We start from the raw sequence: 26,857 nt of genomic DNA, 5'->3' as shown, positions 1-26,857 counted from the left end.
CCCACCGGGTCAGCGCAGCAGCGGCAGCACCTCGGCCCCGAACCTCCTGATGTTCTCCAGGGTCCGCTCGTGCTCCCCCAGCCCCTCGACGAGCAGGATGAAGCGCTCGATGCCGGTGCTCTCGGCGGTGCGCAGCAGCGTCTCGGCGCAGTGCGCGGCCGAGCCGACCGGATGGATCCGCGTCAGCAGGTCCACGTACTCGCCGGCGTCGCGGATCCGGCGCGGCCGGTCGTCCAGCGGCAGGTAGCCGGCCAGCCCGGGGCCCAGCCAGGCCGGCATCGCGGCCCTGAGCTCGCGCGCCGCCCCGGCCGTCGAGTCGGCCACGTACGCCAGCCCGGCCGCCACGTGCCCGGCCCCCGCCGGCCCGTACCCCTTGACCAGGGCGGCCTTGTCCGCGTCGCCGATGTGCAGGCCCAGCAGCATGGGCAGGTCACGGGCGGCGGCCAGCCGCACGGTCGCCTCCGAGGTGCACGCGACCACCGGACGCAGCCGCGCCGGCGGCACCATCGCCACCTCCCTGAACCGGAAGAACCGCCCGTCGGCGGCCACGGATCCGCCTGACAGGGCGTCGAGCAGCAGGTCGAGCGATTCGGCGAAGCCGCTCTCGTAGCGGTCGAGCCCCGTGCCGAACACCTCCAGGTCCACCCAGGGCCCGCCCCTGCCCACGCCCAGCGTGAACCGCCCGCCGGACAGGTGGTGCAACATCGCGGCCTGCTCGGCGAGCGCCACGGGATGCTGGGTGGACAGCACGCTCACGGCCGTGCCCAGCCCGATGCGGGTGGTCCTGCCGATCGCGACCGCGGCCAGGGTCTGGGCCGACGGGCACACCCCGTACGACATGAAGTGGTGCTCGGCGATCCACGCGTCGTCGAAGCCCGCCTCCTCGGCCGCGACGATCCACTCGACGGCGTCGGCGAGCACCCGCCCAGGCTCCTGCCCCGGGAACAGCCCGGCCACGACGAAGATCCCGATCCGCATGCCCCGAATGATGGCCGATCCCGGCCGCCGCCGCGGGCGTCATGCGCAATCGTTGACCCGTCAGGCGAACAGGCTCGCCTGCCCCTCGCCCGCCAGCGGGTCCCGGTGCCGCTTGAGGTGCCGCCACCGGGGCAGGTCGTCGAGGTAGGACCACGAGAGCCGGTGGTGCGCGGTCGGCCCGAGCCGGGCCAGGGCCTCCTGGTGCTGCGGCGACGGGTAGCCGGCGTTCTCGGCGAAGCCGTACTCGTCGCAGCCGATCGTCGCCATGTACGCGTCGCGCCGCACCTTGGCCAGCACCGAGGCGGCGGCCACCGAGATGCTCGCCGCGTCGCCCTTGACCTCCAGCCGGACCGGCCAGGGCGCGCCGATGTAGTCGTGCTTGCCGTCGAGGATCACCGCGTCGGGACGCACCGGCAGCGACTCCAGCGCCCTGCGCGCGGCCCTGCGCAGCGCCTCCGTCATGCCGAGCGCGTCGATCTCCTCGTGATCGGCCTCGCCGTGGCCGACGCCGGCGGCCCAGCCGGCCAGCTCGGCGGCCAGCGGTCCGCGCCTGGCCGCGGAGACCTGCTTGGAGTCGGTGAGCCCGGCGGGCGGCTCGGACAGGTCGGTGACGACCGCGCACACCGTGACGGGCCCGGCCCACGCGCCGCGGCCCACCTCGTCCACCCCCGCGACGGTGCGGATGCTGGGCTGGGAGAGCAGGAGCTGCTCGATGTCGTACGTGGGCGCCATAAGCGCGAACGGTATCGCGTTCACTCCCCGAACGAGCGGCCCACGTCGTTCGCCGGACGGGCCGGATCGCGCAGCAGGTCGTCCCCGGCCGGCGGGTCGTGGCGCACCCGTTCGGCGGGGCGTACGGGTTCGAGGTCGGCCGCGATGTAGCGGGCGGCCACGTGGATGGCCCGCAGCGTCACCGACACCGACGGCCGGTGCACGCTGGAGCGGCGCGCCACGGCGTACACGTCCCGTCCGACGGGGTTGCCGGGGAACTGCCGCACAGCCAGCCCGCGTACGCCCGCGGCGAGCGCGAGCGCGGGCACGGCGGCGATGCCGATGCCCTTGGCGACCAGCGACAGGATGGTTCCGAGCCCTTCGAACTCCCACGGCGTCGGGCGGGTGCCGCCCACGTCCACCAGCAGCCGGTCCACCGCGAGCCGGGAGGGCTCGCCGTCGGGGGTGGCCATCCACGGCTCGTCCCGCAGCTCCCGCAGGACGAACGGCACCTCGGGGTCGGCCAGGCGGTGCTTGCGCGGCACCACCAGCACCAGCGGGTCGTGCAGCAGCGGGAAGACGCGCAGGCTCTCGCTGTCGCGGGCGCGGCCGTACCAGTCGTCCACGAGGGCGATGTCCACCTCGCCCGACTGGACCTCGCGCATGCCCCGGCCGGACCTGCTCTGGCCGAGCCGGAGGGTCAGCTCGGTGTGGCGGCGCAGCGAGCGCGCGAGCGCGGGCGCGAAGGCCACCGCCGCCGTCGGGAAGGCGGTCACCACGACCCGCCCCGAGGGCGTGCCCGCGTGCGCGGACAGGTCGGACTCCGCCTCCTCCACCATTGACAGGATGCGCTCGGCGTGGACGACCAGCCTGCGGCCCGCGTCGGTCAGCTCGGCGCTGCGCGCCGTCCGGTCGATCAGGGCGGTGCCGGTCTCGCGTTCGAGCGCGACGAGCTGCTGGGAGACCGCCGACGGGCTGTAACCGAGTGACTCCGCCGTCGCAGCGATACTTCCCTTCCTGGCAAATTCGCAGATCAGGACCAAACGCCGCAATTCGAGCATCAGACTTCCTTATGCCTACCCACAAAAAGCCTCGCTTGTGCTGATGCCTTCATCCAACCACCCTGGGAACGTGACAAACATGACCGTAACCCTGTCTGCCACTCTGGCGGCGAACGAGGACATCGAGCGAAGACGACGCGCCGGGGAGCGAGTGCTGCACCTGGCCTTCGGTGAGGCCGGTCTGCCCGTCCACCCGGCGCTGCGCGACAGGCTGGCCGCCGCCTCCGAGCACAACGGCTACGGGCCGGTCGCGGGGGCGTCCGGGCTTCGGGCCGCGGCGGCGGGCTACTGGACACGACGGGGGCTGCCCACCGACCCCGAACTGGTCGTCAGCGGCCCCGGCAGCAAGTCGCTGCTGTACGGCCTGCTCCTGGCGATCGGCGGAGACATCGTCCTGCCCATGCCCAGTTGGGTCAGCTACGCCGCGCAGGCCGACCTCGTCGGCTCGCGTCCCATCCTGGTGCCCGCACCACCAGGAGAGGGCGGAGTGCCCGACCCCGACCTGGTGGCCGCCGAGGTGCGCCGCGCCAGGGCGCAGGGCAGGACCGTCAGCTCGGTCCTGGTCACGCTGCCGGACAACCCGACCGGACGGCTCGCCTCGCCGGCGACCGTGGCCCGCCTCGCGCAGGTGGCCCGCGACCTCGACCTGACGATCATCTCCGACGAGATCTACCGCGACCTCGTGCACGACCCGGCCCTGCCGTACACCTCTCCGGCCGAACTCGCTCCCGAGCGCACGATCATCACCACCGGGCTGAGCAAGAGCCTCGCGCTGGGCGGCTGGCGGATCGGCGTGGCCCGGCTGCCGGAGAACGGCCACCTGCTGCGCGGCAGCCTGCTCGCCGTGGCCAGCGAGATCTGGTCCGCGCCCGCGGCGCCGGTGCAGGAGGCCGCGACCTACGCCTTCGGCGACCCGTCCGAGCTGACCGAGCGCATCGCGCTCAGCCGCCGGCTGCACGGCACGGTCGCACGGGCGGTGCACGAGCGGTTCGTCGCGGCCGGAGCGCGGGTCCCCGTGCCCCAGGGCGGCTTCTACCTCTATCCCGACCTCAGCCACCTGCGGCTCGGCGGCTCCGCCGAGATCACCAAGCTCCTGCTGGAGGAGCACGGCATCGGCGTCCTGCCGGGGCACGCCTTCGGCGACGACCCCTCGGCCGCCCGGGTACGCGTCGCGGTGAGCCTGCTCTACGGCGAGAGCGCCGAAGAGCGCCTGACCGCGCTGAACAGCCCCGATCCGCTCCAGCTCCCGTGGATCGCGGACAATCTCCGCCATCTCTCGACGGGCCTTCAGGAGCTGTCGCTGATCCGCCACGGTTCGGTGCCGCAACCGCATCCCGCGCTCGTGCCCGCGACCTGCCACGGCTAGGGTCACGGTTAGGCGAATCTTTCCCCAAGAGCGGGTTTACCGTCCCCCAAAAGGGGCCTCTGACCTGGGAAAACTCCGCAGTGGCAAAACCGGCGGAAAGTTGCACCGCGCGGCCTGGTTACGTGCGCGTCACGTAGCCCCCATCATGTGCTCATGCCCGCTCTTGTCACCTTGTCCGGGCGCCTCGTGCGCCTGGAACCTCTCAGCCTCGCGGTGGTCGATGACCTCGTCACCGCGGCGAGTGAAGACCGCTCCACCTACACCTTCACTCGCGTCCCGAATGGCCGGGACGAGATGGTCTCCTACGTGGAGGCCGCTCTGGCTGAGCAGGCGGAGGGCCGCACGCTGCCCTTCGCCATCCGGTGGCTGAACACCGACCGCGTGGTCGGTGCCACCCGTCTCATGCACCTGGAGTACTGGCAGGGCCCGATGCCCTGGCCGCCGGGTACACGCGGTGCGGTGGGCGACGTTCCGTCCGTGGCCGACATCGGTTACACCTGGCTGGGCGCCTGCGCCCAGGGCACGGGTGCCAACCGGGAGAGCAAGTTCCTGCTGCTCTCCCACGCCTTCGAGACCTGGGACGTCCACCGCATCACACTGAAGGCAGACGTACGCAACACCCGATCCCGGGCCGCCATCGAGGCACTCGGCGCACACTTCGACGGGGTGCGGCGAGCGGATAGCCGAGGCGCCGACAACACGGTCCGAGATACCGCGTTCTACTCGATCCTGAACTCTGAATGGCCGCTCGTCCGCGAGCGGCTGCTCATGAGGCTCGCGCTGGTCGAGGCAGCCTGAGAACCCGTCCACCGACGGCCCCGCCCGAAACTCACAGGGCGGGGCCGGTATTTTTTCCCGCCTCGCCGCGCTCTACCTGACACACGCCCCCGCGATGCGCGTCACGAGCGGCCGACCATCAGCGTCCGGGGACGGACTCAACACCGGATTGACGGCGGGTCAACGCTCGGATGAACGATCCACCTGTATCTAGGTGACGAGCAACGATGGATCTATCATTTGGTACCAAATCGTTCCATTGGGCTTGGAGATAGACAGCATGGCTGGTCAGAGCGTTGAGAGCGGGCTGCGGTTCGCCGTGCTCGGTCCTGTCCGCGCGTGGTGTGATGGCCGGGAACTCGACCTGGGCACCCCCCTACAACGTTCCATTCTCGGCATGTTGCTCCTACGGGAGGGCCACGCGGTCACCCCGAACGAGATGATCGACGCGGTATGGGGAGAGGACGCGCCGCCGCGGGCCCTGGGCGCGCTGCGCACGTACATCTCCAGGCTGCGTACCGTGCTCGAACCCGACCGGCCCGCTCGTTCCCGTCCCGAGCTGCTCACCTCGATCGGCCGCGGCTACGCGCTGCGCCTGCCGGACGACGCGCTCGACCTGACCCGCTTCGAACGCGGCATCCGGCAGGCCGACAGCGCGCGCAAGAACGGCCGGCTCACCGAGACCGCCATGGCGCTGCGGGCCGCGCTGGCCCTGTTCGAGGGCGAGCCGCTGGCCGGCGCCGTCGGGCCCTACTCCGAGCACCAGCGCGACCGCCTGGTCGAGCGGCGCATCAGCGTCATCGAGACGCTCATGGACGTCGACCTCGAACTCGGCGAGCACGCCAGGATCGTCTCCGAGCTGATCGCGCTCACCGCCGACCACCCCCTGCGCGAGCGCCTGCGCGCCCAGCTCATGCTGGCCCTCTACCGCTGCGGACGACAGGGCGACGCGCTCAACGTGTTCACCGACACGCGCGACGCACTCATCGACGAGCTGGGCATCGAGCCCGGACCGGAGCTGTCCGCCCTGCACCAGCGCATCCTCGCCGCCGACCCCACGCTCGCCGCCCCGGCGAAGGAGAACGCCGACGCGCCCGGCGACGCGGAGCGCCCCGCGGAGGAGGAGCAGCCCGCGCTGGAGCTGCCGCGCCCGGCCCAGCTCCCGGCCGCCGTCAGCGACTTCACCGGCCGCAAGGAGATCGCGGTACGGCTGCGCACCCTCCTGTCGGCCCAGTCGGCCACGCTGTCGTCCGAGGGCGTGCCGCTGGTGGCGATCTCCGGCATCGGCGGCGTCGGCAAGACCACGCTGGCCGTGCACGTCGCACACCTGGTGGACGACGTCTTCCCCGACGGCCAGCTCTACGCCGACCTGCGCGGCTACACCGACGAGGCCACCGCCCCCGAGTCGGCGCTCGGCGGCTTCCTGCGCGCGCTCGGCGTGCCGCCCGACGTCATCCCCGACGGGGCGGCCGAACGCTCGGCCCTGTACCGCTCCATCCTGGCCGAGCGCCGCATCCTGGTGCTGCTCGACAACGCCCGCGACGCCGAGCAGGTCAGCCCGCTGCTGCCGGGCAGCCCCGGGTGCGCGGCCATCGTCACGAGCCGGGTCAAGCTGGCCGACCTGCCGTCCGCCAGGCTCGTCGACCTCGACGTGATGGAGCCGGACGAGGCGCTGTCGCTGTTCGCCACGGTGGCGGGCGCCGAGCGCGTCGCGGCCGAGCACGGCGCGGCCATGGACGTGGTCGCGGCGTGCGGTTTCCTGCCGCTGGCGGTGCGGATCGTGGCCGCCAGGCTGGCCGCCCGCCCCTCCTGGACGGTCGCCTCCCTCGTGCCCAGACTGGCCGACGAGCAGCGCCGCCTCGACGAGCTGCGGGTCGGCAACCTCGCCGTGGAGGCCACGTTCGCGCTCGGGTACGGGCAGCTCACCCCCGTCCAGGCCCGCGCCTTCCGCCTGCTGTCCCTGCCCAACGGCCCCGACATCTCCACGGGAGCCGCCGCGGCCGTGCTGTCGATGAGCGGGTTCGAGGCGGAGGAGGTGCTGGAGTCGCTGGTCGACGCCAGCCTGCTGGAGGCCCCCGCACCCGGCCGCTACCGCTTCCACGACCTGCTCAAGCTGTTCGCCCGCCGGACACTCGACAAGAGCGAGCGGCCCCAGGCCCGGTCGATGGCGCTGCGCCGGCTGCTCGGCTTCTACCTGGCCTCGGCCCAGTCCGCGCACAAGCTGGCCTACGAGGGCAGCATGATCCCCGCCAACCTCGTGGTGGTCGGCAGCGGACGGGCCTTCACCAGCGTGGACGAGGCCGTCGCCTGGCTGATCGCGGAGGGCGACTCGCTGTTCGCGGCCATCAACCAGGCCGCCACGGCGGCCCGCGCCGCCGAACAGCTCCTGCCCGCCGCCGACCTGCTGGTGGCGATGGAACCGCTGCTGGAGTCGGGCACGCACACCCGCGAGTTCGACCACAGCACCAGAGCCGCGCTGGCCACCGCCCAGAGCCTCGGCGACCAGGGCGGCGAGCTGCGCGCCCGCTACGTGCTGGGCCGGGTGCTGTTCGCGGGCAACCAGCTCAAGGAGGCCGAGCAGCAGTTCAGGATCGTGCACGAGCTGTCGGACGCCCGGGGCGAGAAGATCGTCACCGGCGAGGTGCTGAACGCCCTGGCCGTCGTCGTCGGCCGCCAGCGCCGCCACACCGAGGCGCTGGCGTTCTTCGAGGCCGCCATGCGCTGGTACCGCGACAACGGCGTCCCGGCCGGTGAGGCGCTGGTCCTCAGCTACTCGGCCCGCGACCACCTCGGACTCGGCCGCCCCGAGGACGCGATCGCGGCGGCGGAGAAGGGCCTGGCCATCTTCACCGAGATCGGCAGCGGCGCCGGCACCGCCCGCGCCCGCTACCACCTCGGCATCGTGCTCAGCAGGGTCGGCCGGCTCACCGAGGCCGTCCACCACCACGCCGAGTGCCTGGCCTTCTTCCGCGCCAGCCGGCAGCGGGTCTGGGAGCAGCGGGTGTGCTCCCGGCTGGCCGAGACGCTCATCGCCGCCGAGCGCTACCCCGACGCCGTCCGCCACGCCGAGCAGGCGCTCGTGGTCTCCCGCGAGATCGGCCACCCGTACGGCGAGGCGCTCTCGCTCACCGTGCTCGGCAAGGCGTTGCGCGGTCTCGGCAACACCACGCGCAGCCTCGACTGCCTACGGCTGGCCTTCGACATCTTCTCCAGGCTCGGCGCACCCGAGGCCGGGGATCTCAAGGTCCTGCTCGACAGCGTCGTCACCGACGGGCCCGTCGTCGAGTCCTGAGTACAGCTCGTCGTCCAGACGTGTCATCCACACATGGTTGATCAAGGCTGTCCTTAGGGTGACACGATCTCCTCGTGATCGGATGTGTTCAGCCCGGCCGGTCATCCTGGCCGTCGCGCGTCGCTAGGGGGCCCGGTCATCCGGATGCTCCGCGCAACGGCCTGCCGCCTCACTCAGACGACCGGCCGGACCTGACACGGCCCTCGAACCCCCCAGGCCCGTGTCTCGGCCAAGAGCCTCCACCCGCGAGGTTGACGTCGAATCAACGGCCGATTAAAGCAGGAAGTAACCCTCCGCGATCAACGGCCTGACCGCGTCGGCGTCGGGGATCTCACCGTCGCCGACCAGCTCGGCGATCACGTTGAGCAGCGGTCCGAGCGCCAGCTCGCCGTCGCACACGCCGGCCAGCGCGGCCTCGACCGTGCCGACCTCCCTGCTGCGCCGCAGCCCCTTCGTCTGGCGCAGCACGATGCGGATCGGGTCCTCCGCGCCCGGCAGGCCGATGCGCTCGTCGAGCAGGCCGTCGGCGGTGCGCAGCAGCGCGGTGTCGAGCGCCTGGGCCCGGTGCGCGGCCGTGACGGCGTCGATGACCGCGTCGACGTAGTCGCCGACCGGCAGCGACACCTGGTGGGCGAGGTGCTCGACGCGTACGACCGGGTCGAGCGTGCCGGAGTTGCGCATCGTGATCCAGCCGAACCCGACGCCCTCGACCCGCCGCTCGTCGAACCAGCTCAGCCAGCGGTCGTAGTGCTCGGCGTAGGCCGGCGTGCCCTGCTCGGCGGCGTCCTTGAGCCACAGCTCGACGTACTCGGCGGGGTTCTGGACGTCGCGCTGCACCACCCAGGCGTCGCAACCGGTCTCGCGCAGCCAGCCGCCCACCCGGTCGCGCCAGTCCTCGCCCTCGACGTGCAGCCAGTTGGCCAGGAAGTGGGCCTGACCGCCGGGGTTGAGGTGGCGGGGCGTGCCGCGTACGAGGTCGCGGCAGAAGTCGTCGCCCTCGCGGCCCGACTCGCGGTAGGTGAGCCTGCCCTCCCGCGCCGGGGCGAGCACGAACGGCGGGTTGCTCACGACCAGGTCGAACCGCTCGCCCTCGACCGGCTCGAACATCGAGCCCGCCCGCGCATCGACGCCCGCCACCCCGGACAGCTCCCAGCTCAGCCGGGCCAGCTCCAGGGCGCGCGGGTTGAGGTCGGTGGCCACGATCTCGTCGGCCCGTCCGGCCAGGTGCAGCACCTGCACCCCGCACCCGGTGCCCAGGTCGAGCGCGCGCCCCGCCGGGCGGCGGGTGACGAGCTGGGCCAGGTTGGCCGAGGCGCCGCCGGCCCCCACCACGTGGTCGGGCCGCAGCGCGGGGTCGCCGGGTCGCACCTTCCTGTCGGAGACGAGGTAGCCGCCGGTCTCCCACGGCTGCAGGTGCACGGTGGCGGTGACCTGGTCGCCGTCGGCCGTGACCAGCCCCGATCCGAGCACCTCCGGCGCCAGGCCCTTGGCGGGGACCGGAACGCCGAGCCACCACAGCCTGATCAGCGTGCCGAGCGGATCGCCGTCCGCGGTCGCGCGCAGGGCCGGGGTCAGCTCCTCGCGGGCCAGGGCCGAGGCGGCCGTGTCGCCCAGGCGCTCGCGTACGCCGTCGATCGAGTATCCGGTCTCGAGGAGGTGATGGCGCAGTCGTTCCACGTGCACCATCCTTCCACCACCGGCTCCTTCGCATGATCTGATACCGACAGTGCTCATACTGTTACTTAGGCACCTAAGCATTCTGCAAGCGGCGGACAAGTGGTGCGCGGTATCTGTATGCGTGTCGAAACGTCCCGCCCGAGGGAGCGGACCCATGCTGATCCCCTGCCTGGCCTGCGAGTCCCGGTTCGGACCCGACGAGTACTTCAGCGCCTGCTCCGACTACCACCGCGGCATGGACCTGGTCTCCTGGACGTGCCCCCGCTGCGGCAACCGCGACGACCTGCGGGTGCTGCCGGGCGAACTGGGCTTCGGCTACCCGTGCCGGGGCCGGTTCGACGTGCACGACCGGCTGCGGGTGCCCGGCCTGCGCAGGCACCGCGGTGACCTGCGGCTGGACATCTCGCTCGAGCACGCGAGCTGGCACGTTCCAACCCGGCTGCGCCAGCCCGCCTGACGTCACCCGTGGCTCACGCGGGCGCGTACGCGTGCGCGGGCCGCTCGCCGCGCAGCAGCCGCGCGATGTCCTCCACCAGCGTCTCCGCCAGTTCCTCCCGGCTCTCGCCGGTGGCCTCGCCCAGCCGGGGTGTGAGCACCACGTTCGGCAGCCGGGTCAGGGGGTGGGCCCGGTCGAGCCACTCGCCTTCGAAGTGGTCGAGCCCGGCGCCGCCCACCTGGCCCCAGCGCAGCGCGTCCACCAGCGCCCGCAGGTCGTGCAGCCCTCCGCGCGAGGTGTTGAGGAAGATCGCCCCCGGCCGCATCGCGCCGAACTCGGTGTGGCCGAACAGCCCCCGCGTGTCCTCGGTGAGCGGCAGGTGCAGGGAGACCACGTCGGCCTCCGCCAGCAGCGCGGGCAGCGTGTGGGTGGCCTCGGCCACGAACGGGTCGCAGGCGATCACCCGCATGCCCAGCCCCTCGCAGCGCCAGCGCAGGGCCCTGCCGACCCGGCCCAGGCCGACGATGCCGAACGTCCGGCCGGTCAGCCGGCGGCCACGGTGGCGCTGCGCCGGCGCCACCCCGCTCTGGTGGACGGGGCCCTGGTAGACGCGCCCCCTCCGTACCTCGCGGTCGGCGCTGACGATGTTCCTGCTCACCGCGAACAGCAGCGCGATCGTCAGTTCGGCGACCGCCTCCGAGTCGCGCTCCCCCGCGTGCAGGACGGGCACGCCCCGCTCGGCGGCCAGCGCCAGGTCCACGCTCGCGGGCGGCCCCATGCTGGCCACGACGTCCAGGTGCAGCCCGAGCACCGACGTGCGGACCTGGTCGCCCTCGGTGATGAGCACGGTGGCGCCGGTCTCGATGACCAGGTCGGCCAGTTGCTCGTCGCCGAAGCCGAGGCTCGGTCGTGCGGTCGCCTCGGTCAGGTCGGTGATCTCACCCAGGCGGGCGAGCGCGCTCTCCGGCAAGGCGGGCAGTACCAGCGCCCGAGGTCGTCTCACATTTGGACAATAACACCACAGACAGTACTCGGATCATCGCTCCCCGCGCAGGACTCACTCGACCCGCTGGCGCAGGCTCTGCCAGGCCGCCTCGCCCAGCCCCTTGATCTCGTCCTCGGTGGGCGTGTGCGCGCCGGCGAACCACAACCGGCACATCTCCTGCGCCGGGCCGAGCCACAACACGTAGCACATGGTCGCGTGGACGGGCTGGAGCAGGCCGTTCTTCATGTGGGGCCGCCACCAGTCGGTGACCTGCCGGAAGAACGCGCGCCTCGACTCCGCCACGTCGGCGCCGCCCGGCTCGTTCTTGCGCGGCGGGCGCTCGCTGATCAGCAGCCGGGCCCGCTCGGGGTGCTCGCCGGCCCACCGCATGTGGAAGGCGACGATGGCCTCGATGCCGTCGCGGGCGTCCTCGTGACGGACCAGCTCGGCGAGGAAGGCGGCCTGGTAGGCATCGAGGATCTCGCCGTACAGCACGCCGAAGACGTGCTCTTTGCTGGCGAAGTGATGGTAGAAGCTGCCGACGCTGACGCCGCTTTCCTCACGCAGGCTGGCCAGGGTGGTGGCGGATACGCCGTCCTGGCTGAAACGGCGGAGGGCTCCCTCGATGATGCGGGTGCGGCCGTCGCGTCCGTTCTTGACACTCTTCACACTGTCAATGGTGTGGCACCAGAACCTTGTTCCGCAAATAGGCCGGACTGATCGATCGTAGCGGTCACCTCCACGCAACCGGAAACCACCTTCATTCTGGCGTCCGGCCAGAACCGCCGGACGAGCCTGAGCGCGCGCCGGTTCTCGCCCAGGACGTCCATGCCCACGGTCCTGGCCCCGCGCACGACCGCCCGCACCAGCAGCGCGTCCACCAGCTTGGGGCCCAGGCCGCGTCCCTGCCAGGCGTCCGCCACGACCACGGCGATCTCCACGTCGGTGTCGTCGCCCCGGAAGCTCATGGCGTGGCCGGCGATCTCGCCGCACTCCGTGGTCGCGACGAGCGCGTCGCGCCGCTCGTCCAGGGACAGCAGGGCCCGGACGAGGCTCGGAGTGGGGTTGGAGACGCCGGTGAAGAACCTCAGGGTCTGCGTGTGCAGCGATAAGCCCGCCAGGAAGCGTCTGATCCGCTCCTCGTCGTCCTGGCACACCGGGCGCATCTGGGTTCTATGCATAGACCCAGCCTGCCCGTGGCTGCTGAGTCTGTCAATTGAACTCAGGTATGATGCGTAAATGAACGTTCCCTTCCGGGTGAACAACTGCTCCATCGAGCGCACCCTGGACATCGTCGGGGAGAAGTGGACCTTCCTGGTGCTGCGCGAGGCGTTCGCCGGGGTGCGCAGGTTCGCCGACATGCAGGCGATCACGGGCGCCCCCCGCCAGGTGCTCAGCGCGCGCCTGGCCCGGCTGGTCGACGAGGGCCTGCTGCGCAAGGAGCCCTACCGCGAGCCGGGGCAGCGGCAGCGCGACGAGTACCGCCTCACCGAGAAGGGCCGCGACCTGTATCCCCTGCTGGTCGCGCTCATGCACTGGGGCGACAAGTACCTCGCCGGCGACGAGGGCCCGCCGGTGCTGCTCACCCACCGCGACTGCGGCGCCCCCGTCGAGCAGTGGCTGCGCTGCGCCAAGGGGCACGAGGTGGGCGGGCCGCGCGAGGTCACCCCCATCCCGGGCGAAGAAGCCGACCTCCACCGCGCCTGAGTGCGGGACCACCGGCACCCATGCCTAGTCTGGAAGGCGTGTACCGGTTCCTGCTGACGCCCAGATGGCTCACGCTCCACGTGGTGGTGCTGCTGGTCATCCCCGCCTTCGTGTTCCTCGGGCGCTGGCAGTTCGGCCGCTTCGAGGAGCGCTCGGCCAACAGCGACCGGGTGACCGCCAACATCGAGGCCGCCCCCGTGCCGATGGACCGGCTCGCCGCCGCCGGGCAGCAGGTCAAGGAGGACGACCGGTTCCGCCGGATCACGGTCGCCGGCACGTACGACGCGGCCCACGAACTGCTCGTCCGCCGCCGCCCGCAGGAGGGCCACAACGGCTACTACGTCCTGACGCCGCTGGTCACCGGAAGCGGCACGGCGGTGATCGTCAACCGGGGCTGGGTGCCCGCCGGGGCCACCGCCGACGCCGCCCCCGAGGTGCCCGCCGCGCCTTCGGGGCAGATAACTGTCACCGGGCGGCTACGTCCCGGCGAGACCGAGCAGAACAGCGGGATCACCGACCGGCCCGGACTGCCGGCCGGCCAGGTGCTGCTGATCGACACGGGCAAGATCGGCCAGGGGCTCCCCTACGGCCTCGTGGGCGGGTACGTCGAACTCACCGAGCAGCGGCCCGAGCCCGCCACGGCCCCCGCGCCGGTGCCCGCGCCCGACGTCGGCGCCGGAGGCGGGCTCAACCTCGCCTACGGCATCCAGTGGTGGCTGTTCATCGGGATCGCGGTCGGCGGCTGGGCCCTGCTGATCCGGCGTGAGCTGGCCGAACGCACCGCCCAGGAGGCCACGCGGGAAGCCGGGGACGCTCCCGGCGCCCAGGAGGCGACGGCACCCGCCAATTAGTGTGGGAAAAATGATCCGCCACATTGAATTCGCCAATCTCTGCAACTTCCGCGACGTAGGTGGATATGCCGCCGGCGACGGGCGCACCGTCAGGTGGCAGCGGCTCTACCGGGCCGACTCACTCGGCTGGCTGGCCGGCGACGACCTGACGGCCTTCCGGGCGCTGCGCGTGCGCAGCGTCATCGACCTGCGCCACCCGCACGAGGTCGAGAGTGCGGGACGCGTCCCCGAGAGCGAGGGGCAGCACTACCAGAACCTGCCCATCGAGCGCCGTCGCTGGGACGTCGACGCCTACGCCGAGGAGGTGGGCATCGCCCGCTACCTCGCCGACCGCTACCTCGAGGTCTCCGAGGACGGCCTCGAGAACCTCAGGACCGCCCTGGAGACGATCACGCGGGACGCCAGCGCGCCCGTGGTCGTCCACTGCGCGGCGGGCAAGGACCGTACGGGGATCCTCACCGCGCTGGTGCTGTCACTGGTGGGCGTCGGCGAGGACGACATCGTGGCGGACTACGCGCTCACCGGCCTGGCCACCGAACGTTTCATCGCCGACTGGACCAGGAGGCACCCCGGCATGCCCCTGTGGCCGGGCTTCGGGCTCGCGCCCGCCGAGGCCATGCGCATCTTCCTCACCGAGCTCACGGCCCGGCACGGCTCCGTCGAGACATACGTCACACAGGTGATCGGGCTCCCGCCGGCCGCCGTCGCCGAACTTCGCCGGCATTTGCTGACTGATCCGATCCCGGCGGGGTAGTGGCGATGCGGGCCCGTCCCTGCGCGAGGCGGGCCTGCCACTCCCGGGATCGCCAGCCAACCCCCTCCCGGCGGTCCCGGGTCAACACCTCTCGGAGACCCAACGGATACGTCGCAGCTTGTTCGACGTTATCCCGTCGTCGTACGGTTACCTGCGTGACTACGCCGCTGCTCCCCGACCCTGACCCCCGGCGGCGCGACTATGTGATCATCTCTGCCGACGATCACCTGATCGAGCCTCCCGACCTGTTCGAGGGCCGCCTGGCGGACAAACACGCCGAGGTCGCGCCCAAGGTAGTCGAGACGGAGGCGGGTCACCAGGTCTGGCGCTACAACGGCGCCACCTACCCGTGCGCCGGCATCGACGTGGGCGCGGGGCTGCCCCGCGAGCAGCGCACCCTCGATCCGATCAGGTTCGAGCACATGCGCCCCGGCTGCCACGACATCGAGGCCCGCATCCAGGACATGGACGTCGCCGGCATCTGGGCCGCGCTCTGCTTCCCCGGCATGCTCGCCGGGCAGGCCGGCATGCCGTTCGCCAGGACCCGCGACCAGGAGCTGGGCCTGGCCCTGGTCAAGGCGTGGAACGACTGGCACATCGACGTCTGGGCCGGCACCTACCCCGAGCGGGTCATCGGCCTGCAGCTCCCGTGGCTGCCCGACCCCGACGTGGCGGCCAAGGAGATCCGCGCCAACGCCGCCCGGGGCTTCAAGGCCGTGGTCTTCCCCGAGTTCCCCACCCGGCTGCGGCTGCCGTCCATCCACACCGGCCACTGGGACCCGTTCTTCGCCGCCTGCGAGGAGACCGGCACCGTGGTGTGCCTGCACACCGGCGACTCCTCCTGGTCGCCGGTGCCGTCACCCGACACGCCCATCGAGGCCATCACCACGCTGATGCCGACCAGCGCCATGTTCGCCTGCGCCGACTGGCTCTGGTCGGGGCTGCCGCTGCGCTTCCCCTCGCTGCGCATCCTCATCGTCGAGGGCGGCGTGGGCTGGCTGCCGATGCTGGCCGAGCGCGCCGACTACGCGCTCGACCACCCGGTCGCCGGGGAGGCGTCGTGGGAGGGCGGGCTCAAGCCCAGCGAGGTGCTGCGCCGCAACTTCTTCTTCGGCACCCTCGACGACCACGCCCTGTCGGGGGTGCGGCTCGCCGTCGGCCTCGACCACGTACTGCAGGAGAGCGGCTACCCCCACTCCGACTCCACCTGGCCGGACACGCAGAAGTCGGTGGCGCGCAACCTCGGCGCGCTGCCGCCGGCCGACGTCGCCAGGGTCGCCTACGGCAACGCCGCCCGCCTCTTCGGGCACCCGCTGCCCTCGCGGGCGTGGCTGCGGATGGAGGAGATCTAGGTCTCTTCGGGCCGAGCCTGGATCACGGCGCGCTCGTGCTGCACGTAGCGCCCGCTCTCGCCGAGCAGCGTGCCGATCATCCACAGGAACACGCCGAAGTCGTCGGCCACGCCGATCACCATGAGGAAGTCGGGAATCACATCGATCGGTGACACGAGGTAGACGACGCCGAGGCCGAGCAGGCCCAGCTTGCCCTTGCCCATGCCGGCGTAGTCGCCGCGCAGCACCGCGCCGACCATCCGCGGGACGGCCCTGACCCTGGCCATGAGTTTGGGCGACCCGGGCTTGGTCACCTCGCGGTAGGTCCGCCACGCCGCCGCGGTCCGTGCTGCCTTCGCCATCATGCGATCACCTCTACCCCCGGCTTTTCACGACATAACGCGTCGCCGGGGGTAGGAGTTCCCTGCCTTCAGGGCATGGCGGTGTGCTCGAAGGGTCTGGCCCGCTCGATCTGCGCGGCCACCCGCACGAGGAGGTCCTCCCGGCCGGACGGGGCGGCGAGCTGCACGCCGACCGGCAGGCCCGCGGCGGTCCTGTGCAGCGGCAGCGACACGGCGGGCCAGCCCGTGGCGTTGATCGGCGAGGTGAAGGAGACCGCGTGCGCGGTACGGCCCAGGGCGAGGCTGAGGTCGTCGGGCGGGATCCAGCCCAGCGGGAACGGCGGCACGCCCAGCGACGGCATCAGCAGCAGGTCGTAGCCCTCGTCCCACCAGGCGGACATGCGGCGGCGGAAGCCGTCCATCCACTGGAGTGACCTGATGTGGTCGGGGGCGCTGCGACCGCGCGCCGTCCGCACCATGGCGGCGTTGCGCGGCTCCAGCTCCTCCGGATCGACGGGCTTGCCGCGCAGCTCGCCCAGCCCCGCGACGAGCGCGCCCAGATTGTCGGCCACGATGGCGCCGAAGTGGCGCGGGAAGTCGGGCTCGCCCATCGCCCGCGGCCCGCCCGGCGTGACGCCGTGGCCGAGCGACTCCAGCAGCGCGGCGGCCCCGACCACAGCCTCGGCCAGCTCAGGCGACTCCGGCACGTCACCCCGGGGATGCGCGGTCAGGAACCCGATCCGCAACCGGCCCGGGTCCCGGCCCACCTCCTCGGCGAGCCGGCGCGGCAGGGACGGCGCGGCGTACGGGTCACCGGGGTAGGCGCCGGCGACGACGTCGAGCGCCGCAGCCGTGTCGCGCACGCTCCTGGTGACGAACCCGGGGCACGAGAACCCGCTCCACCCCTCGCCCAGCGCCGGCCCCAGGCTGACCCGCCCGCGCGTCGGCTTGAGCCCCACCAGGCCGCACAGCGACGCGGGGATGCGGATCGACCCGCCGCCGTCGCTCGCGGTGGCCAGCGCCACCATCCCGGCCGCCACCGCCGCCGCAGAACCGCCGCTGGAGCCACCCGGCGAGTACGCCAGGTCGTACGGGTTCGCCGTCGGCCCGAACGCCACCGGCTCCGTGGTGATCGTGCTGCCGAACTCGGGGGTGTTCGTCCGTCCGAGCAGCACGAAGCCGGCTTCGCGCAGCCGTACGACGCCGTAGCCGTCCGGGGCGTCCGTCAGCCCGTCGCGCACGTCGGAGCCCGCGCTGTACGGCTCCCCCGACTCCCGCCAGCCCAGGTCCTTGAGCAGGATCGGCACGCCGCGGAAGGGCGCGTCCTCGGGGATCGTGCCGGCCTCGGCCAGCGCGCGTTCGAAGCGGCGGTGGACGACCGCGTTCAATTCGCCGTCGGCGGCCTCGATGCGCGCGATCGCGGCCTCGGTCAGCTCGCGCGGCGACACCTGGCCGTCCCTGATCGCCTGCGCCTGGCCGGTCGCGTCCAGTCTCAGCAGCTCGTGCATCGCTACCTTTCCGGAGCCAGCTCGCGTACCGCCTGGTCGATGGGGACGTCGCCGCCCGGGATGGGGGCGAGGACGGGGGTGTCGAGCCCGTTGGCCATGTACTCCTTGACGCGGGCCCGGCAGGTGGCGGCGTCGCCGTGCACGATCAGGTCGTCCACCACCTCGTCGGGGATGGCCTTGAGCGCGGCCTGCCGGTCGCCCGCCGCCCACGCCTCGTGCATCGGGCGCAGCACCTCGCCGCGGCCCAGCCAGTCGTGGAAGGCCGCGTACACCGGGACGGTGAGGTAGCTGGCCAGCATCCACCTGGCGGTCTGCCGGACGCGCTCGGTGTCCTCGTCCACGCAGACGAACAGGCGGGCGATCAGCTCGGTGCCGTCCCCGATCTCGGCGCGCACCTTGCGCACGTCGCCGGGCGAGAGCCAGTTCGTGATGGCGCCGTCGGCCTCCTCGGCGGCCAGGCGCAACATCCTGGGGCGCAGCGCCGCCAGCACGATCCTGGGCGGCGTCTTCGGGGCCCGCTCCAGCTTGAAGCCCTTGACCTCGAACGTCTCGTACGCCTCCGAGACCTTCTCCCCCGCCAGCGCCTTCTTCAGGAAGCGCAGCGTGTCGCGGGTCCGCGCGTACGGCTTGTCGAACGTGCCCGCGTTCCACCGCTCGACGATCGCCGGCGAGGAGGAGCCGATGCCCAGCACGAACCGTCCCGGCGCCAGGTCGGCCAGCGTGGCCGCGGACATGGCCAGCAGCCCCGGGCCGCGCGTGGAGGCGGGCACGATGGCGCTGCCCAGCCTGGCCCCCGGCGCCCACTGCGAGGCCAGGGCGAGCGGCACGAACCCGTCGGTCCCGTTCACCTCGGCCGACCACAGGTCGGTGTAGCCGAGCCCCGGCAGCTCCGCGATGAGGTCCTGCGACTTCGCCAGCGAGCGGTCGTAGAAGGGAATCGTCATGCCCCAGTTCATACGCGGCCTCCAGATCGTCGGGGTAGCCCGACCTTACCAACCGACCGGTATGTTCCCCTAGGCGCGCAGCTCGTGGACCACCCCGATGAAGTCCTTCGTGATCCCCCGCAGCCCCGGCAGGTGCGACAGCCCGACGAGCCGGTCCACCAGCGGCACCGTGACCTCGATCAGCCGGTACGTACGGGCGCACCCCGGCGAGGTGTCGTGCACCCAGAACAGCACCATTCCCATGGACAGCAACCACAGCAGCTCGGGCAGCTCCGCGCGCAGCTCGGCGTCCATCCGGTCGCGCGAACCCTCCACGACCTCCCGGTAGATGGCGATCGACGCCTCGCGGGCCGGCGAGGACTGCTTGTTGAACGGGCTGAGCGGGTTGGCCGGCTCGGCCGCGTGCTTGAAGAACTTCACGGCGAACTCGTGGTACGGCTCGGAGACCCGCACCCACTCGCGCAACACACCGTCGAGACGCTCGGCGAACGAGTCTTCGGTGGCCAGGAACTCCCTGCACGCCGCCTCGTGCTCGGCCTGGGCGCGATCGTAGTACGCCTGGATCAGCGCCTCTTTGCCGTCGAAGTAGTAGTAGGCGTTGCCGACGGACACCCCCGCCTCGGCGGCGATGGCACGCATCGTGGTCGCGTCGAAGCCGCGCTCCCTGAACAGTCGCAAGGCCGCCTCGACGATGACCTCTCTGGTGCTCTCCGATCCTCGGTTTCGGGCTTCGGACACGTTCGTCACTTTACGTCGTGAAGCGAGGTTAGGTCATGGAGCCGCACGGTGATCACCGCCACAAGGCAAAGTTGCCCCCGCTGCATGAGTTATCGCCGGTGAAAGGTGGGATTGTCGTTTGTGGCGGAAGGGCTAATTTCCGCGAAAAGGCATCGACATGTGGATACGTGGAACAGTGCGACTCATCGTCGTCGCGCTCCTCGGCATTGAGATCTCCATAATCGCGCTGGCCTCGGCCGCATCCGCCGACACCCACCCCGAAGGGTCGCCGGCCGAGAGCGGGCCGTACGAGGCGGAGCCTGTCACCGGGACGGCCCGGACGCCGGCCGAGTTCCTCTCTGACGCCAATGACATGGGGCAGCGGCCCTGGGCGTTCGAGCGGCTCGTGCTGGTCCACGGGCGCCTGGCGGAGCTGCCGGACTGGCCGCCGACCGACCCGCGCTGGCCGCTGGCCGCCGTGGGACGGGCCGAGGTGGTCGCCGAGCGCGCGGCCGGCGACGACGCGACGAAGGCGGAGCGGGCCGACGACTCCCGGACGACGACCGGCACACTGCCGGGCGCCGCGTCGGGCGCCGCCCCGGCTGCTGCCGCTGCCGCTGCCGGTGCGGCCGGTGCGCGCGGAGCCGCCACGAAGGCGCTGAAGAGCCCGGTGCGCAGAAGGGCGGCCCGGATGCCCAAAGCGCGTCCACGCGCCGCGCACAGGCGCGCTCAGGTCGATCTGACGCGCACCCTGCCCAGGATGGCCGCGGTCCGCATGACCCACGCCACCGCCAGCGGCTGGCTGGAGAGCGCCGGACTGCGGACGAAGTCCACCGGCAACTGCGCCAGTAAGCACGGGCGCCGCTGCACGTCGCTCGACTCGGTACGGACCGGGACCGTCGCCAGGGCCATCGAGCTGAAGCGGGAGAGCGGCTGCCCGATCATGGTGACCGGTGGGACGGAACGCGGCCACGCGCCCGGCCACTTCAGCCACGGGAACGGCTACAAGCTCGACATCTCACACAATGACTGCATCGACCGGCACATCACGAAAAATCATCACAAGGCCGGGGTGCGAGGCGACGGAGCCCGCCTCTACAAGTCGGACTCCGGCACCACGTTCGCGGACGAGCACAGCCACTGGGACATCCTGTTCCGGTGACAGAGCCGGACGAGAAAAAGGTGTGACGCCGTGCGGAACGCACGGCGTCACACCTCGGGAACGGCAGGTCAGAGCTCGGTGGCGACCAGCTCGGCGATCTCCGCCGCGTTGAGCGCGGCGCCCTTGCGCAGGTTGTCGCCGCACACGAACAGGTCGAGCGTGTTCGGGAAGTCGATCGCCTGACGGACACGGCCCACGTAGGTCGGGTCGGTGCCCACCACGTCGAGCGGCGTCGGCCAGACGCCGTTCTCCGGGTCGTCCATCAGCACCACCGTCGGCGCCGCCTCAAGGACGCGGTGCGCGTCGGCGACCGTGATCTCGCGCGCGAACCGCGCGTGCACGGCCAGCGAGTGCGTCGTGACCACCGGCACCCGCACGCAGGTCGCGGAGACCTTCAGGTCGGGGATGCCGAGGATCTTGCGGGACTCGTTGCGGAGCTTCAGCTCCTCGGAGGCCCAGCCGTCGGGCTTGCTGGAGCCCGCCCACGGCACCACGTTGAACGCGATGGGCGCGGGGAACGGCGACTCCTCCGTCAGCTTGTTGGCCAGCGCCTTGCGCACGTCGCCCGCGGCCTGGCCGATCGTGCGGTCGCCCGCCAGCGCCTCGATCTCGTCGTACAGCCGCGCGGAGCCGGCCACGCCCGCGCCGGACACCGCCTGGTAGGAGGCGACGACCAGCTCGGTGAGGATGAACTCGGCGTGCAGCGCCCCCATGGCCGCCATCATCGACAGCGTCGTGCAGTTGGGGGTCGAGATGATGCCGCGCGGCCGCTCGCGCGCGTCGAGCGGATTGACCTCGGGCACGACCAGCGGGACGTCGGGCTCCATGCGGAACGTGCCGGACTTGTCGACGACGATCGCGCCGCGCCCGGCGGCGATCGGCGCCCACTCGGCCGACACCTCGTCGGGCACGTCGAAGATGGCGATGTCGATGCCGTCGAACACCTCGGGCGCCAGCGCCCGCACGACGACGTCCTCGCCCCGCACCCGGAGCACCTTGCCCGCCGAACGCGGGGAGGCGACGAGACGGATCTCGCCCCAGATGTCCTCACGCGTCGACACGATGTCGCGCATGACGGTGCCCACGGCGCCGGTCGCGCCGATCAACGCGAGATTGGGCCTGCTCATCGTCCGGTACCTCCGTACACCGTGGCTTCGACCTGGTCGGAGTCGAGATCGAAGGCGCGGTGCGCGGCCGTCACGGCCGCGTCGACGCCGTCCTGCTCGACGACCACCGAGATGCGGATCTCCGAGGTGGAGATCATCTCGATGTTGACCCCCGCGTCGGCGAGGGCCGCGAAGAACGTCGCCGTGACGCCGGGGTGCGAGCGCATGCCCGCGCCGATCAGCGACACCTTCCCGATCTGGTCGTCGAACAGCAGCGACTCGAACCCGATCCGGGGCTGGATCTTCTTCAGCGATGTCAGCGCCGTCTGGCTGTCGGCCGTGGGCAGCGTGAACGAGATGTCCGTGCGACCCGTGGCGGCGGCCGAGACGTTCTGCACGATCATGTCAATGTTGATCTCGGCGTCGGCCAGCGTTTTGAAGATCGTGGCAGCCTCGCCGACCTTGTCGGGCACCCCGACAACAGTGATCTTGGCCTCGCTCCGGTCGTGCGCGACGCCGGAGATGATCGGCTGCTCCATCTCGGTTCCTTCGGTGTAAGGGTCGGAGACGACCCACGTGCCTTCCTTGGTGCTGAACGAGCTGCGTACGTGGATCGGCAGGCTGAACCGCCGCGCGTACTCGACGCAGCGCAGATGCAGGATCTTCGAGCCGCAGGCGGCCATCTCCATCATCTCGTCGTAGGAGATCTTGGGGATCTGGCGTGCCGCCGACACGATGCGCGGGTCGGCGGTGAAGATGCCGTCGACGTCGGTGTAGATCTCGCACACGTCGGCGTTGAGCGCCGCCGCGAGGGCCACGGCCGTGGTGTCGGAGCCGCCCCGGCCGAGCGTGGTGATGTCCTTGGTGTCCTGCGAAACGCCCTGGAAGCCGGCCACGATCGCGATGTGGCCCTGATTGAGCGCCTCCTGGATACGGCCGGGCGTCACGTCGATGATGCGCGCCTTGCCGTGCGAGGAGTTGGTGATCACACCCGCCTGCGAGCCGGTGAACGAGCGGGCCTCGTGGCCGAGGTTGGCGATCGCCATCGCCAGCAGGGCCATCGAGATGCGCTCGCCCGACGTCAGCAGCATGTCGAGCTCACGGCCCGGAGGCAGCGGCGACACCTGTTCGGCCAGGTCGAGCAGCTCGTCGGTCGTGTCACCCATGGCGGAGACGATCACGACCACGTTGTTGCCGGCTTTTTTCGTCGTGACGATCCGCTGCGCGACCCGCTTGATGCAGGACGCGTCGGCGACGGACGAACCACCGTACTTTTGCACAACGAGCGCCACGAGAGTCTCCCGGTTAGGACTGTGAACTGCCAGTCTACTGGGGGCCTCTCATGGGCCTGTTGGTTCGTACCACTATGTGGATGATCAGACTGTTGTGGCTTCCTCGGCCACGTCGAGCCTCGAGTGCGCCGCCAGGGCCTGCAGCGCGCGCATCGCGGCGCCCGCGTGGTTGCCCCAGGTGTTGAAGTAGGAGAACTGCCACCACCACAACGCCTCGTGTGGACGCCCCGCGTGGTAGTGACGCAACCCGTGGATGAGATCGGCGGCCACCGCGGTCAGGTCGTCGGACAGCCGGTACGGGGTGACGCTGGTGTCCTTGTACGGATCGAACACCTCGGCGTAGTCGTCCACCGCCTCCAGCCGCTCCGCCAGCGCCGTACGGACACCGTCGATGTCGGGGTCCTCACTCATCGGCGGCTCGTAGTTGCCCGCGAGGATGACGTCGCGGTTGGCGCCCAGCTTGGCGCCCGCCAGGCTCATCTGGGCGACCTCCACCAGCAGGATCGACCAGATGGCGTCGCCACCCTCACCGCCCGCGACCCTGGTCAGCCCGTCAACGTAGTTCTGCGCGTGCGCGGAGACCTCTTCCGCCAGAACGCTCCACTGGTCAGACATCCAGCAACCTCCGTCCTTCGAACGCGCGGCCCAAGGTGACCTCGTCGGCGTACTCGAGATCACCGCCCACAGGCAGACCGCTGGCCAGTCGTGTCACTTTGATGCCCATCGGCTTGACCAGACGGGCGAGGTAGGTAGCCGTCGCCTCACCCTCGAGGTTGGGGTCGGTGGCGAGGATGAGCTCGGTGACGCGGCCGTCGGCCAGGCGCGTCATCAGCTCGCGGATGCGCAGGTCGTCGGGGCCGACGCCGTCGATCGGGCTGATCGCGCCGCCGAGCACGTGGTAGGTGCCGCGGAACTCGCGCGTCTTCTCGATCGCCACGACGTCCTTCGACTCCTCGACCACGCAGATGACGTGCGTGTCGCGGCGGGGGTCACGGCAGATGCGGCACTCCTCCTCGGAGGCCACGTTCCCGCAGACCCGGCAGAACCGGACCTTCTCCTTGACCTCCAGCAACGCGTGCGCCAGCCGCTTGACGTCGGCTGGATCGGCCGCCAGCAGGTGGAACGCGATCCGCTGCGCGCTCTTGGGACCGACGCCGGGCAGCAGACCCAGCTCGTCGATCAGATTCTGGACGACCCCCTCGTACATGCCTAGAACCCTGGCAACTGTCCGAGACCGCCGCCACCCAGCCCCTGGGCGAGCGGGCCGAGCTTCTCCTGCTGCAGATCGGCCGCCGCGCGCACGGCGTCGCGGACCGCCGCGATCACCAGGTCGGCGATCGTGTCGGCGGTGTCCTGCGCGTCGCCCGCGTCGATCACGCTCGGGTCGATCTTGAGCTCGAGCAGCTCGCCCGAGCCGTTGACGACGGCCGTGACCATGCCCCCGCCCGACGAGCCCTCGATCTGCGCGTCGTTGAGCTCCTGCTGGGCGCTCACAAGCTGCTGCTGCATGAGCTGTGCCTGCTCCAACAGCTGCTGCAGGTTGACATCCCCTGGATTCACCGTCGTGCGCTCCTCGTGGCTCCGCGTTCTTGACTGCCACGAGCCTACGGTGTTTGGGCGGCGTCATGTACTGGGAGGTTCCCCCGTTTCGCCCCCGGATCTGTGTACGCGACATCCGTCTCGCTCTGATGTGCCCCGTGAGAGCGGCGTTTCCCATCGGAATCCGTCGTCCTGACCTGGACCTCAGGTCCGTGTCCCGTCGTGCGTCGGCGTGTTTTGGCCGGGTCTCGGCCCCCCTCCAGCGTCCGAGACCCGGCCATCACGTCAGCGGAGCGGCCGCACCACGCCGACGCGTTGCCACGAACGTAGGCGGAGCAACGTTGCACACACGTTGCGATCGATCAATCACCCTCCGCAATCCCCCTGAACGGGTTGCGCCGGACGGGCATAGGACGGATGCTCTAATTGACTACTTGGAGTGACCAATGAGTTACGCACACCTCGACGCGTACTCCCGACTGCTACGCAAAGCGCACGAAGCCGCAGCGGCAGGCCGAGCCTGGCCGGAGTCGCCCCGACATCTGATCAAGGCTTCCTGGCGCCGCTCGCTGGACGCCGGAATCGACCCGGACGGCAAGTCCGCCCCGCTCGTCTGCGATCCCGCCGCCGTCAGGGACATCCGCAAGACCCACCCCCTGCGACCGTTGCTGCCCCTGCTCGCCCACACGCTGTCGGGCTCCGCCGACGAGACCGGCCACCTCATGGTCGTCACAGACGGTGACGGACGTGTTCTGTGGCGCGAAGGCAACCACTCGATCATGAGCCGCGCCGACCGGATCGGCCTGGCCACCGGACACCAGTGGGGCGAGCACCACGTCGGCACCAACGGCATCGGCACCGCCCTGGCCACCGGCCTGCCCGTGCACGTGTACTCGGAGGAGCACCTGATGCGGGTGCTGCACGTCTGGTCCTGCAGCGCCGCCCCGATCACCGACCCCGACTCCGGCCGCGTCATCGGCTGCGTCGACGTCAGCGGCACCGCCCGCAACCTGCACCCGGCCACCGTCGCCCTGGTCGCCGCCACGGCCAAGCTCGCCGAGACGCAACTCGCCCTGCGCATGCACGAGCGCGACGAGCACCTGCGCCGCCGCTACGAGTCGCTACGCGCGCGCCCCGGCATCCTCCTGTCGGCCACCGGCCGCGTCATCTCCGGCGACCCCTCCGGGGACCTGGGCGGGCGCGTCCACCTCGGGGAGCGGACCACGCACCTGCCCGGCCGGCGCACGATCCTCGGCGACGGCACCGTCGCCCTCCTCGAACCCTTCGCCGACGGTTTCCTCCTGCGCCCCGCGCCGTCGGCCGGGCCGCCGCTGCTGACCCTGTCGCTGCTCGGCGAAGGGCCGCCGACCGCCTCGTACGGCGACCACGACCGTCCCCTGTCGATGCGGCACGCCGAACTCCTCGCCCTCCTGGTCCTGCACCCGCACGGCCTCACGGCCGAGCAGCTCTCCTTCCACCTGTACGGCGACGCCGGCAACCCGGTGACGATCCGGGCCGAGATCCACCGGTTGCGCACGCAGCTCGGGGAGGCCATCGCCGCCAAGCCGTACCGGCTGAACTGCCCAGTGGAGGCCGACTTCCTGACGGTGCGCCGCCTCCTCGCCGACGGCGACCCGGCCGGGCTGGCGCGCGGCTACCCGGGGCCGCTGCTGCCCCGCTCGGAGTCGCCGGTGATCAGGCGGGAGCGGGACGAGCTCGAGGCCCAGGTGCGCGCCTGCCTGCTGCGGAACGGCGGGCCGGACGACTGGTGGGCGTACGCGCAGACGTGCAACGGGCGCGACGACTACGAGATGCTGGAACGGCTCGCCGAACTCCCGGCGACCGACCTCCGCTCCGCCGCCGCCCGCTCCCGCCTCCTCCGCTGACGTCCCCACCACCTCTCCCAGGCGGCGGCCCGCCGGCCGTGTGCCCGCGAACGGTGAACAGCGGGTCGGGGCCGCGAGCGGGTGTCCAGGTCTGGGTGCGGGTTATGGGCCTGAGCCAGGTCCCGGTCCGGGTCCGGGCGAGGTCAGTGGTCGAGTTCGCCGATCACCTGCGCGCCGAGTTCCCTCTCCAGCAGTGCCATGCCCGAGACGGCGTCCACGTCGGCGTCCACGTCGTTGAGCGGGTCCACGTCGTCTGACTCGGGCCCCTTGTCCCGGCTGGGGACCGCCTCGGGCCACGCCGCTGCCCCACCCCGCGCGGCCGGGGCGCGCGGCCCAGCCTGCGCCGCCGCCTTGGCGGCCGAGCGGGCGGCGGCCCGGCCCGCGCCCGGCTGCCCGCCGCCCGCCGTCACGCCGACCGTCCGGGTGGGATCGGGGC

Annotated in this window: 26 protein-coding genes and 1 pseudogene; 10 read left to right on the top strand and 17 right to left on the bottom strand. The window is 71.6% G+C overall.

The genetic code is table 11. The features are described from left to right. Nucleotides 1-9: 9 nt before the first annotated feature. The 3 genes from FAF44_RS31075 to FAF44_RS31065 are packed head-to-tail and all read right to left on the bottom strand — an operon-like array spanning nucleotide 10 to nucleotide 2,750. Nucleotides 10-978, bottom strand: a complete 969-nt coding sequence (locus tag FAF44_RS31075; protein WP_237106868.1) for an LLM class flavin-dependent oxidoreductase — start codon at nucleotides 976-978, stop codon at nucleotides 10-12. Between the two features lie 60 nt (nucleotides 979-1,038). Then, the gene (locus FAF44_RS31070; protein WP_237106867.1) at nucleotides 1,039-1,710 is read right to left on the bottom strand and encodes a ribonuclease HII; all 672 of its coding nucleotides are present in this window, start codon (nucleotides 1,708-1,710) and stop codon (nucleotides 1,039-1,041) included. Between the two features lie 20 nt (nucleotides 1,711-1,730). Continuing rightward, entirely contained in the window at nucleotides 1,731-2,750 is a 1,020-nt protein-coding gene (locus FAF44_RS31065) for a LysR family transcriptional regulator (RefSeq protein WP_237106866.1), read from the bottom strand. A gap of 79 nt (nucleotides 2,751-2,829) precedes the next feature. Between FAF44_RS31065 and FAF44_RS31060 the strand changes: the two genes are divergently transcribed. From FAF44_RS31060 to FAF44_RS31050, 3 genes are all read left to right on the top strand, one after another. After that, nucleotides 2,830-4,116 carry a pyridoxal phosphate-dependent aminotransferase gene (locus tag FAF44_RS31060; RefSeq protein WP_237106865.1) on the top strand — a complete coding sequence of 429 codons (1,287 nt, stop codon included), beginning with the start codon at nucleotides 2,830-2,832 and terminating at the stop codon, nucleotides 4,114-4,116. Nucleotides 4,117-4,269: 153 nt separating this feature from the next. Then, the gene (locus FAF44_RS31055; RefSeq protein WP_237106864.1) at nucleotides 4,270-4,914 is read left to right on the top strand and encodes a GNAT family N-acetyltransferase; all 645 of its coding nucleotides are present in this window, start codon (nucleotides 4,270-4,272) and stop codon (nucleotides 4,912-4,914) included. Nucleotides 4,915-5,173: 259 nt separating this feature from the next. After that, complete coding sequence (locus FAF44_RS31050; RefSeq protein ID WP_272895256.1) at nucleotides 5,174-8,185, top strand: BTAD domain-containing putative transcriptional regulator; 3,012 nt, start codon at nucleotides 5,174-5,176, stop codon at nucleotides 8,183-8,185. A 273-nt stretch (nucleotides 8,186-8,458) separates the two neighbouring features. On the opposite strand, the gene FAF44_RS31045 is transcribed toward FAF44_RS31050, so the two are convergent. Then, complete coding sequence (locus tag FAF44_RS31045) at nucleotides 8,459-9,871, bottom strand: class I SAM-dependent methyltransferase (protein WP_237106862.1); 1,413 nt, start codon at nucleotides 9,869-9,871, stop codon at nucleotides 8,459-8,461. A 145-nt stretch (nucleotides 9,872-10,016) separates the two neighbouring features. Between FAF44_RS31045 and FAF44_RS31040 the strand changes: the two genes are divergently transcribed. Beyond that, entirely contained in the window at nucleotides 10,017-10,319 is a 303-nt protein-coding gene (locus FAF44_RS31040) for a hypothetical protein (protein WP_237106861.1), read from the top strand. A gap of 13 nt (nucleotides 10,320-10,332) precedes the next feature. Here FAF44_RS31040 and FAF44_RS31035 read toward each other — a convergent pair whose 3' ends face one another. The 3 genes from FAF44_RS31035 to FAF44_RS31025 are packed head-to-tail and all read right to left on the bottom strand — an operon-like array spanning nucleotide 10,333 to nucleotide 12,464. Then, entirely contained in the window at nucleotides 10,333-11,301 is a 969-nt protein-coding gene (locus FAF44_RS31035) for an NAD(P)-dependent oxidoreductase (protein ID WP_237106860.1), read from the bottom strand. Between the two features lie 54 nt (nucleotides 11,302-11,355). Further along, nucleotides 11,356-11,952, bottom strand: a complete 597-nt coding sequence (locus tag FAF44_RS31030; RefSeq protein WP_237106859.1) for a TetR/AcrR family transcriptional regulator — start codon at nucleotides 11,950-11,952, stop codon at nucleotides 11,356-11,358. Beyond that, nucleotides 11,949-12,464 (bottom strand): GNAT family N-acetyltransferase, encoded by a 516-nt coding sequence (locus tag FAF44_RS31025; protein WP_237106858.1) that lies wholly within the window; start codon nucleotides 12,462-12,464, stop codon nucleotides 11,949-11,951. The genes FAF44_RS31030 and FAF44_RS31025 overlap by 4 nt, the downstream gene beginning before the upstream one ends. 58 nt (nucleotides 12,465-12,522) lie before the next feature. Here FAF44_RS31025 and FAF44_RS31020 point away from each other — a divergent pair, with 58 nt between their 5' ends. The 4 genes from FAF44_RS31020 to FAF44_RS31005 all read left to right on the top strand — a co-directional run bounded on the left by FAF44_RS31020 (nucleotide 12,523) and on the right by FAF44_RS31005 (nucleotide 15,947). Next, nucleotides 12,523-12,990, top strand: a complete 468-nt coding sequence (locus FAF44_RS31020) for a helix-turn-helix domain-containing protein (RefSeq protein ID WP_237106857.1) — start codon at nucleotides 12,523-12,525, stop codon at nucleotides 12,988-12,990. Nucleotides 12,991-13,010: 20 nt separating this feature from the next. Beyond that, complete coding sequence (locus FAF44_RS31015; protein WP_237106856.1) at nucleotides 13,011-13,841, top strand: SURF1 family protein; 831 nt, start codon at nucleotides 13,011-13,013, stop codon at nucleotides 13,839-13,841. A gap of 10 nt (nucleotides 13,842-13,851) precedes the next feature. Continuing rightward, nucleotides 13,852-14,595: a tyrosine-protein phosphatase gene (locus FAF44_RS31010; RefSeq protein WP_237106855.1), complete on the top strand. Its 744-nt coding sequence runs from the start codon at nucleotides 13,852-13,854 to the stop codon at nucleotides 14,593-14,595. 155 nt (nucleotides 14,596-14,750) lie between these two features. Further along, nucleotides 14,751-15,947: an amidohydrolase family protein gene (locus FAF44_RS31005; RefSeq protein ID WP_237106854.1), complete on the top strand. Its 1,197-nt coding sequence runs from the start codon at nucleotides 14,751-14,753 to the stop codon at nucleotides 15,945-15,947. On the opposite strand, the gene FAF44_RS31000 is transcribed toward FAF44_RS31005, so the two are convergent. The 4 genes from FAF44_RS31000 to FAF44_RS30985 all read right to left on the bottom strand — a co-directional run bounded on the left by FAF44_RS31000 (nucleotide 15,944) and on the right by FAF44_RS30985 (nucleotide 19,457). Then, complete coding sequence (locus FAF44_RS31000) at nucleotides 15,944-16,291, bottom strand: YkvA family protein (RefSeq protein ID WP_237106853.1); 348 nt, start codon at nucleotides 16,289-16,291, stop codon at nucleotides 15,944-15,946. The two genes, FAF44_RS31005 and FAF44_RS31000, sit on opposite strands and share 4 nt — an antisense overlap. Nucleotides 16,292-16,356: 65 nt before the next feature. Then, nucleotides 16,357-17,775, bottom strand: a complete 1,419-nt coding sequence (locus tag FAF44_RS30995) for an amidase (RefSeq protein ID WP_237106852.1) — start codon at nucleotides 17,773-17,775, stop codon at nucleotides 16,357-16,359. A gap of 2 nt (nucleotides 17,776-17,777) precedes the next feature. Beyond that, the gene (locus FAF44_RS30990; protein WP_237106851.1) at nucleotides 17,778-18,719 is read right to left on the bottom strand and encodes an LLM class F420-dependent oxidoreductase; all 942 of its coding nucleotides are present in this window, start codon (nucleotides 18,717-18,719) and stop codon (nucleotides 17,778-17,780) included. Nucleotides 18,720-18,788: 69 nt separating this feature from the next. Next, nucleotides 18,789-19,457, bottom strand: a complete 669-nt coding sequence (locus FAF44_RS30985; RefSeq protein WP_237106850.1) for a TetR/AcrR family transcriptional regulator — start codon at nucleotides 19,455-19,457, stop codon at nucleotides 18,789-18,791. Between the two features lie 175 nt (nucleotides 19,458-19,632). On the opposite strand from FAF44_RS30985, the gene FAF44_RS30980 reads away from it, so the two are divergent. After that, a complete protein-coding gene (locus tag FAF44_RS30980; protein ID WP_237106849.1) occupies nucleotides 19,633-20,598 on the top strand; it encodes a hypothetical protein in 966 nt (321 codons plus the stop codon). 68 nt (nucleotides 20,599-20,666) lie between these two features. Here the strand turns inward: FAF44_RS30980 and FAF44_RS30975 are convergent, their stop codons facing one another. From FAF44_RS30975 to FAF44_RS30955, 5 genes are all read right to left on the bottom strand, one after another. Continuing rightward, a complete protein-coding gene (locus tag FAF44_RS30975) occupies nucleotides 20,667-21,725 on the bottom strand; it encodes an aspartate-semialdehyde dehydrogenase (protein WP_237106848.1) in 1,059 nt (352 codons plus the stop codon). Continuing rightward, nucleotides 21,722-22,996 carry an aspartate kinase gene (locus tag FAF44_RS30970; protein WP_237106847.1) on the bottom strand — a complete coding sequence of 425 codons (1,275 nt, stop codon included), beginning with the start codon at nucleotides 22,994-22,996 and terminating at the stop codon, nucleotides 21,722-21,724. The genes FAF44_RS30975 and FAF44_RS30970 overlap by 4 nt, the downstream gene beginning before the upstream one ends. Before the next feature lie 84 nt (nucleotides 22,997-23,080). Further along, the gene (locus tag FAF44_RS30965; RefSeq protein WP_237106846.1) at nucleotides 23,081-23,611 is read right to left on the bottom strand and encodes a DUF5063 domain-containing protein; all 531 of its coding nucleotides are present in this window, start codon (nucleotides 23,609-23,611) and stop codon (nucleotides 23,081-23,083) included. Beyond that, nucleotides 23,604-24,203, bottom strand: a complete 600-nt coding sequence (gene recR / locus FAF44_RS30960) for a recombination mediator RecR (protein ID WP_103957155.1) — start codon at nucleotides 24,201-24,203, stop codon at nucleotides 23,604-23,606. The genes FAF44_RS30965 and recR overlap by 8 nt, the downstream gene beginning before the upstream one ends. A 2-nt stretch (nucleotides 24,204-24,205) precedes the next feature. Further along, nucleotides 24,206-24,556 (bottom strand): YbaB/EbfC family nucleoid-associated protein, encoded by a 351-nt coding sequence (locus tag FAF44_RS30955; RefSeq protein WP_237106845.1) that lies wholly within the window; start codon nucleotides 24,554-24,556, stop codon nucleotides 24,206-24,208. Nucleotides 24,557-24,981: 425 nt separating this feature from the next. Between FAF44_RS30955 and FAF44_RS30950 the strand changes: the two genes are divergently transcribed. Next, nucleotides 24,982-26,421 carry a GAF domain-containing protein gene (locus FAF44_RS30950; protein WP_237106844.1) on the top strand — a complete coding sequence of 480 codons (1,440 nt, stop codon included), beginning with the start codon at nucleotides 24,982-24,984 and terminating at the stop codon, nucleotides 26,419-26,421. A 143-nt stretch (nucleotides 26,422-26,564) separates the two neighbouring features. Here FAF44_RS30950 and FAF44_RS30945 read toward each other — a convergent pair. After that, a pseudogene (locus FAF44_RS30945) lies at nucleotides 26,565-26,857 on the bottom strand (DNA polymerase III subunit gamma and tau); the annotation flags it as partial.

The organism is Nonomuraea sp. MG754425 (assembly GCF_021699195.1).
GTDB lineage: Bacteria > Actinomycetota > Actinomycetes > Streptosporangiales > Streptosporangiaceae > Nonomuraea.
This window is presented reverse-complemented; position numbering and strand designations above follow the sequence as displayed.

What these genes read in the sequence shown, in the direction of transcription:
- FAF44_RS31075 (WP_237106868.1), bottom strand. Translation starts at nt 978, where the DNA reads ATGCGGATCGGGATCTTCGTCGTGGCCGGGCTGTTCCCGGGGCAGGAG.
- FAF44_RS31070 (WP_237106867.1), bottom strand. Translation starts at nt 1,710, where the DNA reads ATGGCGCCCACGTACGACATCGAGCAGCTCCTGCTCTCCCAGCCCAGC.
- FAF44_RS31065 (WP_237106866.1), bottom strand. Translation starts at nt 2,750, where the DNA reads ATGCTCGAATTGCGGCGTTTGGTCCTGATCTGCGAATTTGCCAGGAAG.
- FAF44_RS31060 (WP_237106865.1), top strand. Translation starts at nt 2,830, where the DNA reads ATGACCGTAACCCTGTCTGCCACTCTGGCGGCGAACGAGGACATCGAG.
- FAF44_RS31055 (WP_237106864.1), top strand. Translation starts at nt 4,270, where the DNA reads ATGCCCGCTCTTGTCACCTTGTCCGGGCGCCTCGTGCGCCTGGAACCT.
- FAF44_RS31050 (WP_272895256.1), top strand. Translation starts at nt 5,174, where the DNA reads ATGGCTGGTCAGAGCGTTGAGAGCGGGCTGCGGTTCGCCGTGCTCGGT.
- FAF44_RS31045 (WP_237106862.1), bottom strand. Translation starts at nt 9,871, where the DNA reads ATGGTGCACGTGGAACGACTGCGCCATCACCTCCTCGAGACCGGATAC.
- FAF44_RS31040 (WP_237106861.1), top strand. Translation starts at nt 10,017, where the DNA reads ATGCTGATCCCCTGCCTGGCCTGCGAGTCCCGGTTCGGACCCGACGAG.
- FAF44_RS31025 (WP_237106858.1), bottom strand. Translation starts at nt 12,464, where the DNA reads ATGCATAGAACCCAGATGCGCCCGGTGTGCCAGGACGACGAGGAGCGG.
- FAF44_RS31020 (WP_237106857.1), top strand. Translation starts at nt 12,523, where the DNA reads ATGAACGTTCCCTTCCGGGTGAACAACTGCTCCATCGAGCGCACCCTG.
- FAF44_RS31015 (WP_237106856.1), top strand. Translation starts at nt 13,011, where the DNA reads ATGCCTAGTCTGGAAGGCGTGTACCGGTTCCTGCTGACGCCCAGATGG.
- FAF44_RS31010 (WP_237106855.1), top strand. Translation starts at nt 13,852, where the DNA reads ATGATCCGCCACATTGAATTCGCCAATCTCTGCAACTTCCGCGACGTA.
- FAF44_RS31000 (WP_237106853.1), bottom strand. Translation starts at nt 16,291, where the DNA reads ATGATGGCGAAGGCAGCACGGACCGCGGCGGCGTGGCGGACCTACCGC.
- FAF44_RS30995 (WP_237106852.1), bottom strand. Translation starts at nt 17,775, where the DNA reads ATGCACGAGCTGCTGAGACTGGACGCGACCGGCCAGGCGCAGGCGATC.
- FAF44_RS30990 (WP_237106851.1), bottom strand. Translation starts at nt 18,719, where the DNA reads ATGACGATTCCCTTCTACGACCGCTCGCTGGCGAAGTCGCAGGACCTC.
- FAF44_RS30975 (WP_237106848.1), bottom strand. Translation starts at nt 21,725, where the DNA reads ATGAGCAGGCCCAATCTCGCGTTGATCGGCGCGACCGGCGCCGTGGGC.
- FAF44_RS30965 (WP_237106846.1), bottom strand. Translation starts at nt 23,611, where the DNA reads ATGTCTGACCAGTGGAGCGTTCTGGCGGAAGAGGTCTCCGCGCACGCG.
- recR (WP_103957155.1), bottom strand. Translation starts at nt 24,203, where the DNA reads ATGTACGAGGGGGTCGTCCAGAATCTGATCGACGAGCTGGGTCTGCTG.
- FAF44_RS30950 (WP_237106844.1), top strand. Translation starts at nt 24,982, where the DNA reads ATGAGTTACGCACACCTCGACGCGTACTCCCGACTGCTACGCAAAGCG.